Consider the following 17,272-nt stretch of genomic DNA (forward strand, 5'->3'; position numbering starts at 1 on the left):
CAATCGCCATCCGGGGCGATGACGGTCAGTCCGGTTCGGCGCCCAGCACCCGAGGATCGTTCTCCAGGCTCGACGTGTCGAAGCCGTGGTACAACGACAGGAAGCGGAACGGGTGCTCTTGATAGCTCTCGAACATGATGTTGTTGATGTCCTTGGTGGTGTCGAAACAGCCCAGCACCGTGTCCGGAGCATGCCGCGTCAGGTGATGTCGGCCCAGCAGCAGGGCGACCTGGTCGATCCAGCGGGTGACGACCTCGCGGTCGAGGCGGTCGTCCAGATAGGCTCGCAGATAGCTGAACAACCGCGCGGCGTTCGGCGTGGGGTTGACCAGCAGCAGGTTGGCGGTGATCCGCGAACCGGCGGCCAGGTTCTTCCAGTTCTCGTTGAAGACGACGTCGGCCTTGGCCCACTCCTCCAAAAGGTCGCTGACCCCGCGCTGCAGCAGCAGGTCGATATCCGAGACGAAGATCGGCCGCGCCAGGGTCTCCAGCAGTCCGCCTAACCGCTGGAAACGCACCGACTGGAAATGGGCCACAGGCAGGGCGATCAGCCCCTTGGGCGGCGCGTCGTAGCAGCGGGTGGCGACGGCCGAGGCGTCGAAATCATCGCCGACGAAGACCAGGCGCTCGTCCTTCACGCCCACCACCTTCACTGCCTCGGCCAGACGCCCGGCTCCGCCGATCACGTGGATCACGACCAGGCTTGAGACGTCGCTGTGGCGGAGAACCGACAGGCCGTACCAGCGGCCGTACTGATCGACATATTTCTCGTCGGCGGCGGCGAAGAACACCGCCTGCACGTCCAGACGGTCGGCCAGGGCCTTCAGACCCGCGGCATCCAACGGTTCGCCCGTCGCGGTCAGATAGCGGGCCGGCGGATCGGCCGGCGGCGCGGGCGTCAGGCTGGTGATCGAGCCGATATCGAGCGACCCGAGCAAGGCGCGATAGTGGTGCACCCAGTCGGCCCATTCGGGATCGGCCAGCAGGTCGCCCATGGCTGCATTGGGGATCTCGGCCGCCAGATGGGTCAGCAGGCCGATGTCGTTGTCCGTCAGCGGCCGGCAAAGCAGCAGGCTCATCGCCTCGTGGAAGTCGCGCAGGCGCACCAGAGGGTGAATGTCCTCGTCGGGCGACACCGCCAGGACCGCTCGGTGGCGGATCTCGGTCGCGTGGTCGCCGCTAGCGCGAGCCTCGTCTGCCAGCAGCGTCAGCGCCCCCACATGGCCCGGCTCCAGAACGATCAGTCGCCGCGCGAAGTCCAGGGCCACATCCATGCGCCCCAGAGCCTGGTTGCAGCCCATGGCCGCCGCGACCATCTGGGCGCCGCCGGGCATCAGCTCGGCCATCACCGAGGCATAGAGCTCGGCCTGGGCCACGTCTCCGCCGTTCAGATGCCGATTGAAGGCCTCTGAGCCCAGCGCGGTCTGCTGCTGGATCAAGGGCCACAGAGCGTGGATGTCCGGTGTCAGGGCCTTGGCTTTCACCAGAGCCCGCAACGCCTCGAGCACCCGCCCGCCCGCCAGATGGCTGCGCGACACCCCGATCCAGGCGGCATAGTCGTGCGAGCCGCCCAGCAGATGTTCGAACAGCACCAGGGCGTCCTCAGGACGGTCCTCGGTGAACAGGCGCTCGGCCAGGGCCAGCACCTCATCCTGCCTGCCGCCCCTCATTGGCGCTCGGCCGCGGCCACATCTTCATCAGTCCAGAACCGCCCGTCCGGGCGCAGCGGACGCGCCTGATGGCGGCGGGTCAGAGCGCCCTTGTAGAGGCTGTCGAAATTCTCCTCCGTCAGCATCTCGCGGTCGTCGCGGTCCAACTCGATGCCGATCTCCAGATAGGCGTCGAGATTGGCGGTGTTCGGCTTGGGACGCTGGCCCGCCTGATAGTCGGCGGCCATCTCCTGGAACAGGTCCTCGACGCTGCGCACGAGCAGGTCCATGTCGAACAGCACGCAGGTCGATCGATTGGCCTCCAGCCGGTCGTGGAGAGCCCGTGTCGCCTCGCGATCGGCCCCAAAAGCCACAGCACGTTCTACATATTCCTCGGCGGTCGCGCAGACCAGTTCAGGCAGTCCCGCCGAACGCACCAGGCTGCCGCAGACCCGCGAGGCGAAGCCCCGCCCTGACAGGGTGAGCACCGGCACGGCCATCCACAGGGCGTCGGACGCCGTGGTGTGGGCGCCGTAGGGCGCTGTGTCCAGAAACAGGTCGGCCAGCGGATAGCGGGCCATGTGCATCGGGTTGGGCTGCTTGGGCGCAAAGAACAGTCGCTCGCTCTCGACGCCGCGCAGGCGAGCCTGCTCACGCAGGCGGGCATTGGTCTCGGGATTGCTGTCCAGCAGCCACAGCACGCTGCCTGGCGTGCGCTTCAAGATTTCCATCCAGCGCCCGAAGGTGAAGGGCGTGATCTTCTGCGGGCCATTGAAGCAGCAGAAGACGAAGGCGTCTTCCGGCAGGCCTGCGTCGGTGCGGCTTGGCCGGGCCTGGGCCACGATCCGCTTGCGGTCGTTGGGTTGATAGCAGGGTATCCGCCGCACGGCCTCGGAATAGTACTGCTCCAGCTCCGGCGGCGTGATCCACGGATCGCCGACGATATAGTGGTGGAACGGGCTGCCCATGGTGCCGGGATAGCCCAGCCAGTTGACCAGGATCGGGGCCGGACGGCGCGCGAAGACCGGGGTGCGCGAGTCGCGCGTGTGGCCGTTGACGTCGATCAGGATGTCGATCTGGTCGTCGGCGATCAGACGGGCCGCCTGGTCGTCGGTCATGCCGCGAATGTCGGCATAGTGCTCGACCGTCGCCCGGGTGCGGGCGTTGAGGGCGTCGGTGGCCGGCGGACCGCAATAATAGGCGAAGACCTCGACCTTCTCGCGGTCGTGCAGCTCGAACAGCTCGGCCATTAGATAGCCGACGGCATGGTCGCGCAGGTCGGACGACACATAGCCCACCCGCAGGCGACGGCCGGTCAGGTCGATAGGCGCATCGCGCCGCTCGGCGACAATGGCCTCGGGGGGGCAGCTGCCGTCTCGCTCGGTGAAGGCGGCGGCGGCGCCCAGCTGCAGGAGCGGATCGTCGGAATAGGCGGCCACTGACAGCGGGTTGATCCCCTTGAGCAAGGCGCGCCGGTCGACGCGCTCCCACGGCTCCAGCGGCGGCCATTTGCACTGCCCCAGCCGCGCGGCGACCAGCTGGCCAACGGTGTCCAGCTGGGTGGGATCCAGGTCGGCGCAGCGCCACAGGGCAGTCTCGGCGCGCCCGGCCTGCTGGGCTTCCAGCAGCGCGCGGGCCATCTGCTTGTAGGCGGAAAACACGTAGTGGGCGTTGGAGCCAGTGACGGCCAGCGGCCGCGTGGCGGCGGCGTTCCAGGTGGTGATCGCCACCTCCAGGCTCCCTGCCCGCTCCTGCAGTCCGCCCAGATTGATATAGGCGGGCAGAAAATCGGGATTGAGGGCGATCGCCCGTTCCAGATTGGCCATCGCCGCCTCGGCCCCGCCAATTCCTGACTGCAGGGTCGCGCAGTTGAACAGCGCGATGAAGAGCTGTGGGTGATCCGGGTTGAACTGGATCCAGATCTTGTAGACCTGCTCGGCCATCGCGAGCTGTCCGGCGTCGGTATAGCGGCCGGCGATATTGATCATGTCGCCGAGCAGCAGCCCTGGTGTCGTGATCGTTTGAAGCAAGGCGAGGTCGTCGGATTCAACCATGGTCATCTCGGCGCGCGGTTCGGGCCGGAGCGCGCCCGACTCGTCTCGTCAGATGTTCGCACGTTGGGCCAGTGTCACCAATCGCAGCCCGGCCCGTCGCCCCCATCTGGCCGCCGACGTCTTGCGACGCCGGCGAACGAAAGGGTCTTAGCTCACGCCCAGATAGGCGACGATCTGCGGATCAGACAGGCTCTGCACCTGGGTGGTCGTCAGAGCCGCGGCCTGGGTAGTGGTCAGGGCCGAGATGCTGGTGGTGGTCAGGTTGTCCAGCTGGGTTGTCGTCAGGCTGGCCAGCTGGGTGCCCTGCAGCGATCCGACCTGGGTTGCGGTCAGGCCGCCGATGACGGTGTTCGACAGGGCCGCGACCTGACTGGTGGTCAGGGCCGCGATCTGGGTGTCGAACAGCTCGCCGATGTCGGTGCTCGACAGACCCTTGATCTGGCTCGTCGTCAGACCCTTGACCTGGGTGGTGCTGAGCGCCGCCGTCTGGGTCTCGTTGAGCGCCGAGATGCCGGTGGCGCTAAGCGCGGCCAGTTGGGTCGTGCTCAGCGCGCCGATCTGCGTGTCGAGCAATTCGCCCACGTCCGCCGCCGACAGACCAGCCAGTTGTGAGGTCGTCAGGCCCTTGACCTGGGTGGTGCTCAGCGCCGCGACCTGGGTCCCGGCCAGGGCCGAGATGCTGGTCGCCGTCAGCGCGCCGAGTTGCGACGTGCTGAGCGCGGCGACCTGGGTGGTCGACAGCGCCTGCAGGGCGGTCGCGGCGAAGGCCGTGATCTGGCCGGTCGTCAGGGCGCCGACCTGGGTCGCCGAAAGCTCGGTGATGTCGGTGGTCGACAGACCCTTCAGCTGGGTGTTGGTCAGGCCCTTGATCTGGGTCGCCGAGATGCCCGCCACCTGGGTTTCGTTCAGCGCCGACAGGTTGGTCGTGTTCAGAGCGGCCAGTTGCAGGATGCTGAGCGCGGCCAGTTGGGTGTCGGCCAGAGCGCCGGCCTGGGTCGTGTTCAGGGCCGTCACTTGCGACGTCGTCAGACCCTTGACCTGGGTCGTGCTGAGCGCCGCAACCTGGGTGTCCTTCATGCCAAACAGCATGCTCGGGCTGAAGGCCCCCACCTGGGCCGCCGACAGGGCGGCGATCTGGGTGGTGGTGAAGTCCGACCCGATGTCCTGATCGTCCATCGCCGTCAGTTGGGTCGTGGTGATGGCCTTGATCTGGGTGTCCGCCAGCGCCCCGAACTGGGTGGCGTCAAGGGTCCGGATGTTGGTTCCCAGCGCCGCGACCTGGGTCGTGGCCAGGGCCGCGACCTGGGTGGTCGCCAGGCCAGCGGTCTGACCCGCCGTTAGGGATCCGACCTGGGCGGCCGTCAGACCCTTGATCTGAGTGGCGTTGAGCGCGTCGATCTGGGTGTCCAGCAGCGACTTGACGCTGGTCGTTGTCAGGCCCGCGATCTGGGTCGCGCTCAGCGCTTCGACCTGGGTGATCGACAGTTGCTGAACATTGGTGCCGGTCAGGGCGCCGACCTGGGCGGCTGTCAGGGCCCCGACCTGGGTCGCCGACAGCTCGCCAATGTCAACGGTCGACAGGCTCTTCAACTGGGTGGTCGTCAAAGCCTGGACCTGAGTGTTGCTCAAGGCCGCGACCTGGGTGTCGGCCAGGGCCGAGATGTTGGTCTCGGACAGGGCCTTCAGTTGATCGGCCGTCAGGGCGCCGACCTGGGTCTCGGAGAACTGCGCCATGTCGGCGGTGTTCAGACCCTTCAGCTGGGTCGTCGTCAGACCCTTGATCTGGGTCGTGGACAGGGCCGCCACCTGGGTGTCGTCAAGCGCCGAGATATTGGTCGCGGACAGACTGGTCAGCTGGGTCGGCGTCAGGGCCGCGATCTGGGTGTCGGCCAGCTCGCCAATGTCTGCGACCTTCAGGCCGGACAGTTGCGAAGCTGTCAGGCCCTTGATCTGGGTGGCGTTCAGCGCAGCGACCTGGGTGTCGGCCAGGGCCGAGATGTTGGTCGCCGTCAGGACGCTGATCTGAGGCGCGCTGAGGGCGCCGATCTGGGTGGTCGACAAGGCCTGCAGGTTGGTGGTGTCCAACGCCGTGATCTGCGACGTGGTCAGAGCGCCGACCTGGGTAGCCGAAAGCTCGCCGATGTCGGTGGTCGACAGGCCCTTCAGCTGCGTCGTGGTCAGGGCCTTGATCTGGGTCGTCGAGATGGCGGCGACCTGGGTCGCGTTCAGGGCCGAGATGTTGGTGGCGCTCAGCGCCGCCAACTGCGAGGTGGTCAGGGCGGCCACCTGGGTGTCGGCCAGTTCGCCGATGTCGCCGCTGGTCAGGGCGCCCAGTTGCGTGGTCGTCAGGCCCTTGATCTGGGTGCCGTTCAGGACGGCCATCTGGGTGTCGGCCAAGGCCGAGACGCCGGTGGCCGACAGGGCGCCCAGCTGCGTGGCCGTCAGGGCCGCGACCTGGGTGTCGGCCAGATCGCCGATATCGGCGGCGTTCAGGCCCTTCAGTTGGGTAGCCGTCAGGCCCTTGATCTGGGTGGCGCTCAGGGCCGCAGTCTGGGTGGCGTCCAGGGCCGAGACATTGGTCGCGCTCAGCGAGCCGATCTGGGCGACGCTGAGGGCGCCGACCTGGGTGTTGGCCAGATCACCGATGTTGCCGGCGGTGAGACCCCCGACCTGAGCCGTGGTCAGGCCCTTGATCTGGGTAGTGCTCAGGGCGGCAAACTGGGTGTCGGCCAGCAGGGTGACATTGGTCACCGACAGCGAACCGATCTGGGTGGCCGAGAGACCGCCGATCTGGGTGGTGGACAGAGCCTGCAGGTTGGTAACCGACAGGGCGCCGACCTGAGCGGCGCTCAGGGCGCCGACCTGGGTGGCCGAAAGCTCGGCGATGTCGGAGACCGACAGGCCCTTCAGCTGGGTGGTGCTCAGCGCCTGGATCTGGGTGTTGACCAGGGCGCCGACCTGGGTCGCGCTCAGCGCCGAGACATTGGTCTCCGACAGCGCCTTCAGTTGATCGGCGCTCATCGCGGCCACCTGGGTGGTCGTCAGTTCGGCCATGTCGGTGGTCGACAGGCCCTTCAGCTGGGTCGCCGTCAGGCCCTTGATCTGGGTCGTCGACAGAGCCGCCGTCTGGGTTTCGTTCAGCGCCGAGATGCTGGTCGCCGTCAGAGCGCTCATCTGGACGACCGTCAGGGCCTGGACCTGGGTGTCGGCCAGTTCGCCGATGTCTGCGGTGCTCAGACCCTTCAGCTGGGTCGCCGTCAGCCCCTTGATCTGGGTCGCGTTCAGCGTGGTCATCTGGGTCTGGTCGAGCGCCGAGACGCCGGTGGCGCTGAGGGCGCCGATCTGGGTGGCGGTGAGCGCCTGGACCTGGGTGTCGGCCAGATCGCCGATGTTTCCGGCCGTCAGGTTGGAGAGCTGACCAGCGGTCAGACCCTTGATCTGGGTGGTGCTCAGCGCCGCCAGTTGCGTGTCAGCCAGCTGGGTGATGCTGGTCGCCGCCAGGGCGCCGATCTGCGAGGCGCTCATGCCGCCGATTTGCGTGGCCGAGAGCTGCTGCAGGTTGGTGATCGACAGGGCCGCAACCTGGGCCGAGGCCAAGGCGCCGACCTGGGTGGCCGACAGCTCGGTGATGTCGGCGGTCGACAGACCCTTCAGCTGGGTCGTGGTCAGGGCCTGGACCTGGGTGTTGCTCAGGGACGCGACTTGGGTGTCGGCCAAGGCCGAGATGTTGGTTTCCGACAGAGCCTTCAGCTGGTCGCTCGTCAGGGCGCCGACCTGGGTGGTCGATAGCTCGGCCATATCGGCGACTGACAGACCCTTGATCTGGGTGGCCGTCAGGCCCTTGACCTGCGTCGCGCTCAGGGCCGCCATCTGGGTCTGATCCAGCGCGGAGATGTTGGTAGCGGACAGGCTGGAAAGCTGGGTCGGCGTGAGAGCCGCGACCTGGGTATAGGCCAGTTCGCCGATATCGCCGGTGTTCAGACCCTTCAGCTGGGTGGCCGTCAGCGCCTTGATCTGGGTGGCGTCCAGGGCAGCGGTCTGGGTGGCGTTCAGCGCGGACACACCGGTGGCGCTGAGCGACGCAACCTGGGTCGGCGTCAGGGCTGCGACCTGCGTGTCAGCCAGCTCGCCAATGTCGGCGGCGCTCAGACCGGACAGTTGCGAAGCTGTCAGGCCCTTGATCTGGGTGGCGTTCAACGCGGCGACCTGGGTGCCGGCCAGGGCCGAGATGTTGGTCGCCGTCAGGACGCTGATCTGAGGCGCGCTGAGGGCGCCGATCTGGGTGGTCGACAAGGCCTGCAGGTTGGTGGTGTCCAGCGCCGTGATCTGCGACGTGGTCAGAGCGCCGACCTGGGTCGCCGAAAGCTCGCCGATGTCGGTGGTCGACAAGCCCTTCAGCTGCGTCGTGGTCAGGGCCTTGATCTGGGTCGTCGAGATCGCGGCGACCTGGGTCGCGTTCAGGGCCGAGATGTTGGTGGCGCTCAGCGCCGCCAACTGCGACGTGGTCAGCGCAGCCACCTGGGTGTCGGCCAGTTCGCCGATGTCGCCGCTGGTCAGGGCGCCCAGTTGCGTGGTCGTCAGGCCCTTGATCTGGGTGCCGTTCAGGACAGCCATCTGGGTGTCGGCCAAGGCCGAGACGCCGGTGGCCGACAGGGCGCCCAGCTGCGTGGCCGTCAGGGCCGCGACCTGGGTGTCGGCCAGATCGCCGATATCGGCGGCGTTCAGGCCCTTCAGTTGGGTAGCCGTCAGGCCCTTGATCTGGGTGGCGTCCAGGGCCGCGGTCTGGGTGGCGTCCAGGGCCGAGACATTGGTCGCGCTCAGGGAGCCGATCTGGGCGACGCTGAGGGCGCCGACCTGGGTGTTGGCCAGATCACCGATGTTGCCGGCGGTGAGACCCCCGACCTGAGCCGTGGTCAGGCCCTTGATCTGGGTAGTGCTCAGGGCGGCAAACTGGGTGTCGGCCAGCAGGGTGACATTGGTCACCGACAGCGAACCGATCTGGGTGGCCGAGAGACCCCCGATCTGGGTGGTGGACAGAGCCTGCAGGTTGGTAACCGACAGGGCGGTGATCTGGGCCGCGCCGAGTTGGCCGACCTGGGTCGCCGACAGTTCGCCGATGTCGGCCGTCGAAAGGCCCTTCAGCTGGGTCGTCGACAACGCCGCGACCTGCGTACCGGTCAGGGCGGAAACCTGGGTCTGGTTCAGGGCAGAGATGTTGGTTTCCGACAGCGCCTTGACCTGGTCGCCGGTCAGGGCCGCGATCTGGGTGTCGAGCAGTTCGCCCATGTCGGCGGTGGTCAGCCCCTTGAGCTGCGTCGTCGTCAGACCCTTGATCTGGGTCGCGCTCAGCGCGGCCGTCTGGGTGGCGTCGAGGGCCGAGACGCCCGTCGCGGACAGACTGGAAAGCTGGGTCGGCGTCAGGGCCGCGACTTGAGTATCGGCCAGGTCGCTGACGTCGGCGGCCGACAGACCCTTCAGCTGGGTCGTCGTCAAGGCCTTGATTTGTGTGGTGCTCAGCGCTGCGGTCTGGGTGGCGTCTAGCGCGGACACACTCGTGGCGCTGAGCGCCGAAACTTGCGTCGCGGTCAGGGCCGCCACTTGGGTTCCTGCGAATTCGCCGATGTCGGCGGCGGTCAGGGCCGTCAGTTGCGAGGTGGTCAGGCCCTTGATCTGGGTATCATTCAACACGGCGATCTGGGTGTCGACCAGGGCTGAGAAGGCCGTCGGGCTCAGAGAGCCGATCTGTGCGGCGCTCATGGCGCCGATCTGGGTCGTCGTCAGGGCCTGCAGGTTGGTGACGCCCAGCGCCGTGGTCTGCGAGGTGGTCAGGGCGCCGATCTGAGTGGCGGTCAGTTCGCCGATGTCCGTCGTCGACAGACCCTTCAGCTGCGTCGTCGTCAGACCCTTGATCTGGGTCGCCGTCAGCGCCTGGGTCTGGGTCTCGTTCAGGGCCGAGATGTTGGTCGCCGACAGCGAGCCCAGCTGGACCACGGTCAGGGCCTGGATCTGGGTGTCGACCAGCTCGCCCATGTCGGCGGTCGACAAGCCAGCCAGTTGAGTGCCGGTCAGGCCCTTGATCTGAGTCGCGCTCAGCGCCGCGGTCTGGGTCTGGGTCAGGGCCGAGACGCCCATGGCCGACAGCGAGCCGATCTGGACCGCGGTCAAGGCCGCGACCTGGGTGTCGAGCAGGTCCCCCACGTCGGCGGCCGACAGGCCCTTCAGCTGATTGGCCGTCAAACTCTTGATTTGCGTGGCGCTGAGAGCCGCCGTCTGGGTCGCGTCGAGCGCCGAGACGTTGGTGGCGCTGAGCGAACCGATCTGGGTCGCGGTCAGAGCCTGGACCTGGGTGTCGGCGAGGTAGCCGATATTGGCGGTCGTCAGGGCGCCGACCTGGCCGGCCGTCAGGCCCTTGATCTGGGTCGCATTGAGAGCGGCGAATTGCGTATCGGCCAACAGGGTGACGTTGGTCGCCGACAGGCCGCCGATCTGGGTGGCGCTGAGAGCGCCGATCTGGGTGGTCGACAGTTGCTGCAGGTTGGTGACCGTCAGGGCGCTGACCTGAGCCGCGGCCAAGGCGCCGACCTGGGTCGCCGACAGCTCGCCGATGTCGGCGGTCGACAGACCCTTCAGCTGGGTCGTGGTCAGGGCCTGGACCTGGGTGTTGCTCAGGGCGGCGACCTGGGTATCGACCAGCGCCGAGATATTGGTCTCGGACACAGCCTTGAGCTGCTCAGCCGTCAAGGCGCCGATCTGGGTGGTCGAGAGCTCGCCCATGTCGGCGGCGCTCAGGCCCTTGATCTGGGTGGCCGTCAGACCCTTGATCTGCGTCGCGCTCAGCGCAGCCGTCTGGGTGGCGTCCAGCGCAGAGATATTGGTCGTCGACAGGATGGACAGCTGGGTCGGGGTCAGCGCCCCTACCTGGGTGGCGTCGAGCTCGCCCATGTCAGCAGTGGTCAGGCCCTTCAGCTGGGTCGCCGTCAGAGCCTTGATCTGGGTGGTGCTCAGGGCGGCGGTCTGGGTCGCGTCGAGCGCAGACACACCCGTGGCGCTGAGCGCCGAAACCTGGGTCGGCGTCAGGGCGGCCACTTGGGTTGCAGCCAATTCGCCGACGTCGGCGGCGCTGAGACCCGCCAGTTGGGCTACGGTCAGGCCCTTGATCTGGGTCTCGTTGAGGGTCGCGATCTGGGTGTCGGCCAGGGCCGAGATGTTGGTGGCGGTCAGGGCGCCGATCTGAGAGGCCGACAGCGCGCCAGTCTGGGTGGTCGACAGCGCCTGGACCTGGGTGTTGGCCAGCACCGCGACCTGCGCGGTCGTCATGGCGCCGACCTGGGTTTCGGACAACTCGGCGATGTCGGCGGTGGACAGGCCCTTCACCTGGGTGGTCGTCAGGGCCTTGACCTGCGTCGCGCTCAGCGCCGCCGTCTGGGTGGCGTTAAGGGTCGAGAGGTTGGTGGCCGTCAGGGCGCCGACCTGCACCGCCGTCAGGGCGCCGACCTGAGTGTCGAGCAGCTTGCCGATGTCGGTGCTGGTCATGTCCTTGACCTGGCCGGTCGTCAGGCCGCGAACCTGGGTGACGGTCAGCGCCGCGACCTGGGTGTCGGCGAGAGCCGAAACCTGGGTCGAGGCCAGGCTGCCGATCTGTACGGCCGACAGAGCACCGACCTGCGTGGTCGAGAGCTCGCCCATGTCCGCGGTCGTGAAGCCCTTCAGCTGCGTCGCCGTCAGGCTGCCGATCTGAGTGGTGGACAGTGAAGCCACCTGGGTGACGTCAAAGGTCGAGATCTGGGCGCCGGACAAGGCGCCCAGTTGCGAGACCGTCAGCGCCTGGACCTGGGTGTTGGCCAACTCGCCGATGTCGGTGGTCGTCAGACCCTTAAGCTGGGTGGCGGTGACGCCCTTGATCTGGGTGGTCGAAAGGGCGGCGACCTGGGTGTCGACCAGGCCCGAGAACTTGGTGGCCGACAGGACGCTCACCTGGGTCGCGCTCAACGCGCTGATGTGGGAGGTGTCCAGGCCCGCGAGTTGGGTGGAGGTCAGGGCCGAGACCTGCTGGCCGCTGAGGGTTGTCAGTTGGCTGACGTCAAAGACCACGCTTGGCGCGAACTTCGGGATCTGGGTGGTGGTTAGGGCCTTTATCTGAGTCTGGCTGAGCGCCGCGACCTGGGTATCGGCAAGAACCTCAATGCCACTGGCATTAATGGCCCCGATCTGGGTGGAGCTGAGCGACTGGATGTCGGTCGTCGTCAGCGCCTGGATGGCGCTGGCGGGCAGAGCCGAGATTTGAGCGGCGGAGAGGCTCGAGATCGACATTCAGCTGTCCTGGCCGGGGTCCGCGCGGGGCGCGCGCACTCTAACACTTTGGTTGGTGACGCTCAGGTATGCGGGCGCCGACTCGGACCCACTATGGTCAAGTTTCGGTAACCTTATTTTCTTTCCAAGAGGTTTCAACGGGACATGCCGACGCAGCCTCCGTTAACTCTGCCGCTCCTCTTCAAAAGAACGAGGTGATGAGGCCGAGTTCTCGCAAACGCCTTAAATATCAAGGGCTCGCTCGTCAAAAGTAGTGACTGGAACGTCTTGCGGCATGGTTGAATTCGCCTGTCACAAGAGTGTATATCTTACCGCCCAACGCCGCCGCGATGGCGCCGACCAGACGTTGAGCGGTCGAGGTGATTCGCCGAACCTTCAGAAACCGGGCGATTTTGCGCTCGAAGCCCGCCTAGAACGCGGCCTTCAGCCCAGCCACCAGGCCTCTGCCCGCGCGGTCGCTGTCGATGAAGCCCAGCTCAGCATTGACAGGTCCGAACCGGGGCGCGGCTGAGGTCGACCAGTCCCACTTGCCGCCCGGCGCGAAGGCGCCGGTCTCGTAGCCAGCCTGGACGGCCAGGGTCACGGGCGCCGACGAGGCCGACCATTCCAGACGCCCGAAGCCATAGCCGTCGCCCTCGGTTCCCAGGGCCTTCTGGCGCGGCGCATAGGCGCCGCCGACCTTAGCGGTACAGGCGTTCCAGCTCTTGGCGACCGTGACCGGAAACTCGAAATAGGCGACGTCTTCGCCGCCGGGATAGGTATAGCGCGTAACGGCGACGTCGACGTCCATGCCTGCGATGGCGGACGCCCAGCCGGCCGCGTAGTCGACCTCGACGGTCGCGCCCTCGCCGTCTGCGCCTGCGCAGTATTCGTCGGTAGTAGACGCCCGGACAGAGCCGTAGAACCCGCTGGCCAGAGAGGCCGTGACGCCGCCCTGCAGCGCGGGGCGCTCATCCGACAGCGACAGGCCGCGATAGCGGTAGTCGGAAACCACGCCCAACTCATAGTCGAGAGACATGGCCGCAGGCTCGGCGGCGAGGGCCGCGAAGGGCGTAACCGTCAGGATGACGCCACTGAGAAACCTGTACATGCCGCCCTCCAGAAGCCGGTTATTCAGCCACTGGTGACGGGAAAACCTAACGATTTGGCCTCGCGCCAGGGATCGATCGACTGTTGCGGCCAAGGGTCGCACTTTACGAGTCGCTAGCCTTGAGCCGTCTTAATTCCCCATGGCGCGATCTGCACCCTCCTCGGAAACACGACGCTTCAGGTCGATCCATTGGATCGTCGGCTCGACGATCGTGCTCGTGCTGGTGTCGATCCTGGGCGGCCTGCCATTAATGCTGTTCGCCGCCCGCCAGCTCGACCACATGCAAGGCGTCCGGGAGCGCGAGCTCGTGGAACGCACCGTTCAGCGCGACCTCAAGCGTATGACCCGCGAGCTGACCTCGGCGACCGTCTGGGACGACGCCTACCAAGCCACCGGGCCGACAGTGGACCTGGCCTGGGCCGACACCAATTTCGCCGACTATTACAACCAGTACTTCGGCCACGACCAGACCTTTGCCGTGCGAGGCGCAAGATTACCTACGCCTCCGTGGCCGGCGCGCGTGTCCCCGCATCGCGGCTCGGCGCGGTCCCCTTGGACACGAAGGTCCTGATCGATGCTGTGGCCGCCAAGGCGGCGGTGGCCCATGCGGCCGGCAGGCTCAATCTGGAAGGCGTCGCCACGGCCGCGGGCCTGATCCGCTCCGGCGACGAGGTCTACTTCGTCGTCGTTGCCGACCATCGTCGTGTCCGCGCGCCGGATCAGCGCCAGCGTCATTCGCGGCATGAAAGAGGATCTTGGCACGCCTGACCTGACCCTCGCGGCCCGTTCAGAAGCTAACGTGCCCGGCGTGCCGCTGTTGGATCCCACGGGCAAGGAGGTCGGCGTTCTGGCCTGGACGCCGACAAACCCCGGCATGTCGCTGCTGTGCAAGGCCGCGCCGTGGCTGGTGGCGGGCTTCATCGTTCTGGTCGGCGCCAGCATCGTGCTGCTGCTGCGGGTGATGGAGTCACTGGACAAACTGGCCCAGAACCGTCTGGACCTGATCGGCGCCAAGGAACAGGCCGAGGCGGCCAATGTCGCCAAGACCCAGTTCCTGGCCAATATGAGCCACGAGATCCGCACGCCCCCCAATGGGGTTCTGGGCATGGCCCAGATCATGGAGTGCGGTCGGCTGTCGCCGCCTCAACGCCGGCGCCTGGGGATCATCAACGAGTCCGGCCGCGCCCTGCTGGCCTTGCTCAACAGCATCCTCGACCTAGCCCGGCTGGAATCGGGCGCCGTGAAGCTTCGTTGCGAGCCTTTCGACCTGATGGCCCTGGTCGACAGCAGTTGCGCGGCGTTCTCGGGCGCTGCGGCCAGCAAGGCCATCGCCCTGCATCACACGGTTTCGCCGAAGTGCCGGGGCGTGTGGATCGGCGACCCGATGCGGTTGCGCCAGGTGATGGGCAATCTGATCGCTAATGCGGTGAAATTTACCGATCAGGGCTCGGTCAACATAACTGTCCGCGAGACGCCGGCCGGTGTTCGGGTCGAGGTCAGCGACACGGGCATGGGCGTGGCGCGGGAAGACCAGACGCGACTGTTCGAAAAGTTCTCGCAGATCGATCCGTCGATGACCCGCTCGCACGACGGCTCCGGCCTGGGCCTGGCGATCTGCCAGGAGCTGGTCGACCTGATGGGCGGCGAGATCGGCGTGGACAGCGAGGCCGGGGCCGGCTCGACCTTCCACTTCGAAGTCCCGCTGGAGCATTCGCAAAGCGACCGCTCCCCGCCCCGCCCCGCCCCGCCGAGCGGGTCTAGAGCATTTTTCCGTCCTGACTGCGTCAGTCCGGAGCTCTAGATCCTTGTTTTAACGCATTTTCTTCGCGCGAGCCGGGATCCACTTCGCTTGAAAATGCTTTAGCCCTTCATCAGCTCGAAACTGCCCGCCAAGCCGTCGATCGACGAATTGGCGACCCAGATGTCGAACATGCCGGGCTCGACCACCCAGCGATCTCCGTCGCCGACGAACATCAGGTGCTGGCGCTTCAGCTCGAACTTCACCTCACGGCTGGCGCCAGGGGCAAGGGAGACGCGCTGGAAACCCTTGAGCTCGCGCACGGGGCGCGTGCGGCTGGCGACCCGGTCGCGGATATAGAGTTGGACCACATGCTCGCCATGGACCTGACCGGTATTGGCGACCCTGGCGGTGACATGCAGCGTATCGCCCCACCGCAGCTGGGGCGCGCCGAGTTTCAGGTCGCTGAGCGCGAAGGTCGAATAGCCCAGGCCAAAGCCGAACGGGTACAGCGCCTCGTTACGGATCGACCGCCAGCGGGCCTTGTACTCCTGGGCGTTCGGATCGATCGGCGCGGGGCGACCGGTGGTGCGGCCGTTGTAGAAGAACGGTTCCTGACCGCTTTCCAGTGGGAAGCTGACCGGCAGGCGGGCTGACGGATTGACCGCCCCGAACAGCACGTCGGCGACGGCGTTACCCATTTCGCTGCCCAGGAACCAGGTCGCCAGGATCGCCTTGGCGTCGCGCACCACCCCTTCCAGGGCGATGGCGCGGCCGTGGCGCAGCAGCACCACGACGGGCTTGCCCGTGGCGGCGATGGCCTCGGCCAGACGCTGCTGGACCGGCGGGATGCGAATGTCGGTGCGGGACTTGGCCTCGCCGGTCATGTCCTGGCTCTCGCCGACCGCCAGCAGAACGATGTCAGCCGCTTTGGCCGCCGCCACCGCGCGCTCGAAGCCGCCAGCGATGGTGGTCTCGACCTCGCAGCCGCGCTCGACGATCAGGCTGGCCGGGTCGCCCATGGCGGCGCGCAGGCCGGTGGCGAGATCGACATTGAGGGTCTTATCGCCAAAGAAGGCCCACGGCCCGACGACGTTGTCGCGGTCCTCCGCGAACGGGCCGATCAGGGCCAGGCGCTTGCCGGCCCGCGGCAGGGGCAGGATGCCGCCTTCGTTCCGCAGAAGGACGATGGAGCGACCGCCGGCCTCGCGGCTAAGCTGGCGCAGGGCCGGCGTCGCGGTGCGGGCCGCCTCGGCCTTGGCGCTGATCGAGCGATAGGGATTGTCGAAGAGACCCAGGGCCTCCTTCAGCGCCAGCACCCGGCGCACAGAGGCGTCGACCACCGCCATCGGCACCGCGCCCGAGGCGGTCAGTTCAGGCAGGTAGCGCAGGTAGAGACCGCTCTGCATGCTGATATCGACGCCCGCCAGGATCGCCAGGCGCGCGGCGTCGCGGTCGTCGGCGGCGAAGCCGTGGGCCACCAGTTCCTGGTCGGCGGTGTAGTCCGAGATCACTACGCCCTTGAAACCCCACTCGCCCCGCAGCAGGTCGGTCAGCAGGCGACGATTGGCGCTCGAGGGCACGCCGTTGATGTCGTTGAAGGCCGACATGGTGGTCAGGGCGCCGGCGTCGAAAGCGGCCTGGAACGGCGGCAGGTGCACCTCGCGAAGGGTGGCTTCGGACAGCTCGACGGCGTTGTACTCCAGCCCCGCCGTCACTGCACCATAGGCGGCAAAATGCTTGGGGGTGGCCAGCATGCTGTCTTCGGCCTTGAGGTCCTTGCCCTGAAAGCCGCGCACCCGGGCCGCGCCCAGCACCTCGCTCAGATGGACGTCCTCTCCGGCGCCCTCTGCCACCCGGCCCCAGCGCTGGTCGCGGGCCACATCGACCATTGGCGCGAAGGTCCAGTGCAGACCAGACGCGCTGGCCTCCGAGGCAGCGGCGCGGGCGGTGCGTTCGCACAGGTGCGGATCGAAACTGCCCGACTCCGCCAGCGGGATCGGGAACACCGTGCGGAAGCCATGGATGACGTCGGCGGCGAAGATCAGCGGGATCTTCAGGCGCGAACCCTCGACCGCCGCCTTTTGAGCCTCCAGCGCGCCCGCCGTGCCCAGGCCGTTCATCAGCGTGCCGATGCGGCCGGCGCGGGTCTCGGCCAGCAGGATCTGGGCGTTGCGGATATTGACCAGCGGATTGATGTCGCCGATCGGAGGGCGGATCATGTCGGCGAAGCAGGACAGCTGCCCGGCCTTCTCCTCGATGGTCATGGCGGCGATCAGCTTCTCGATCCGCTCGGAGCCTTTGACGGCCGCTCGAGCCGGGGCCGTGACGGCGAATCCCACAAGGGCCGCCGCACCAGCGAGCATGGATCGACGACTAAGCCCGGAAGGCCTGTCTTTGAACGCCTTTGAAACCACGAAATCCCCCGGTAC

General features: G+C 67.1%; 8 protein-coding genes. 3 read left to right on the forward strand and 5 right to left on the reverse strand.

The window, feature by feature from the left end; all coding sequences use genetic code 11:
- Positions 1-25 precede the first annotated feature (25 nt).
- The 4 genes from ACP69S_RS01655 to ACP69S_RS01670 form a co-directional block, all read right to left on the reverse strand.
- Positions 26-1,669: a tetratricopeptide repeat protein gene (locus ACP69S_RS01655; protein WP_425994212.1), complete on the reverse strand. Its 1,644-nt coding sequence runs from the start codon at positions 1,667-1,669 to the stop codon at positions 26-28.
- Positions 1,666-3,702: an N-acetylglucosamine transferase gene (locus ACP69S_RS01660; protein WP_425994214.1), complete on the reverse strand. Its 2,037-nt coding sequence runs from the start codon at positions 3,700-3,702 to the stop codon at positions 1,666-1,668. Before ACP69S_RS01660 ends, ACP69S_RS01655 begins: the two co-directional genes overlap by 4 nt.
- Positions 3,703-3,849: 147 nt before the next feature.
- Entirely contained in the window at positions 3,850-12,012 is an 8,163-nt protein-coding gene (locus tag ACP69S_RS01665) for a beta strand repeat-containing protein (protein WP_425994216.1), read from the reverse strand.
- 409 nt (positions 12,013-12,421) lie between these two features.
- Positions 12,422-13,102, reverse strand: coding sequence for a TorF family putative porin (locus ACP69S_RS01670; protein WP_425994218.1), 681 nt, complete (start codon positions 13,100-13,102; stop codon positions 12,422-12,424).
- 139 nt (positions 13,103-13,241) lie between these two features.
- On the opposite strand from ACP69S_RS01670, the gene ACP69S_RS01675 reads away from it, so the two are divergent.
- From ACP69S_RS01675 to ACP69S_RS01685, 3 genes are read left to right on the forward strand one after another with little or no spacing between them, the layout of a single operon-like run.
- Complete coding sequence (locus ACP69S_RS01675) at positions 13,242-13,673, forward strand: CHASE4 domain-containing protein (protein ID WP_425994220.1); 432 nt, start codon at positions 13,242-13,244, stop codon at positions 13,671-13,673.
- Positions 13,655-13,870, forward strand: a complete 216-nt coding sequence (locus ACP69S_RS01680) for a hypothetical protein (protein ID WP_425994222.1) — start codon at positions 13,655-13,657, stop codon at positions 13,868-13,870. Before ACP69S_RS01675 ends, ACP69S_RS01680 begins: the two co-directional genes overlap by 19 nt.
- On the forward strand, positions 13,845-14,903 hold the full coding sequence (locus tag ACP69S_RS01685; protein ID WP_425994224.1) for a sensor histidine kinase: 1,059 nt from the start codon (positions 13,845-13,847) through the stop codon (positions 14,901-14,903). Before ACP69S_RS01680 ends, ACP69S_RS01685 begins: the two co-directional genes overlap by 26 nt.
- Before the next feature lie 59 nt (positions 14,904-14,962).
- Here the strand turns inward: ACP69S_RS01685 and bglX are convergent, their stop codons facing one another.
- Positions 14,963-17,206, reverse strand: a complete 2,244-nt coding sequence (gene bglX / locus ACP69S_RS01690) for a beta-glucosidase BglX (RefSeq protein WP_425994226.1) — start codon at positions 17,204-17,206, stop codon at positions 14,963-14,965.
- Positions 17,207-17,272 lie beyond the last annotated feature (66 nt).

Origin of the sequence: Caulobacter sp. DWR1-3-2b1, assembly GCF_049895765.1 — a bacterium.
In the GTDB taxonomy this organism is placed as follows: Bacteria; Pseudomonadota; Alphaproteobacteria; order Caulobacterales; family Caulobacteraceae; genus Caulobacter.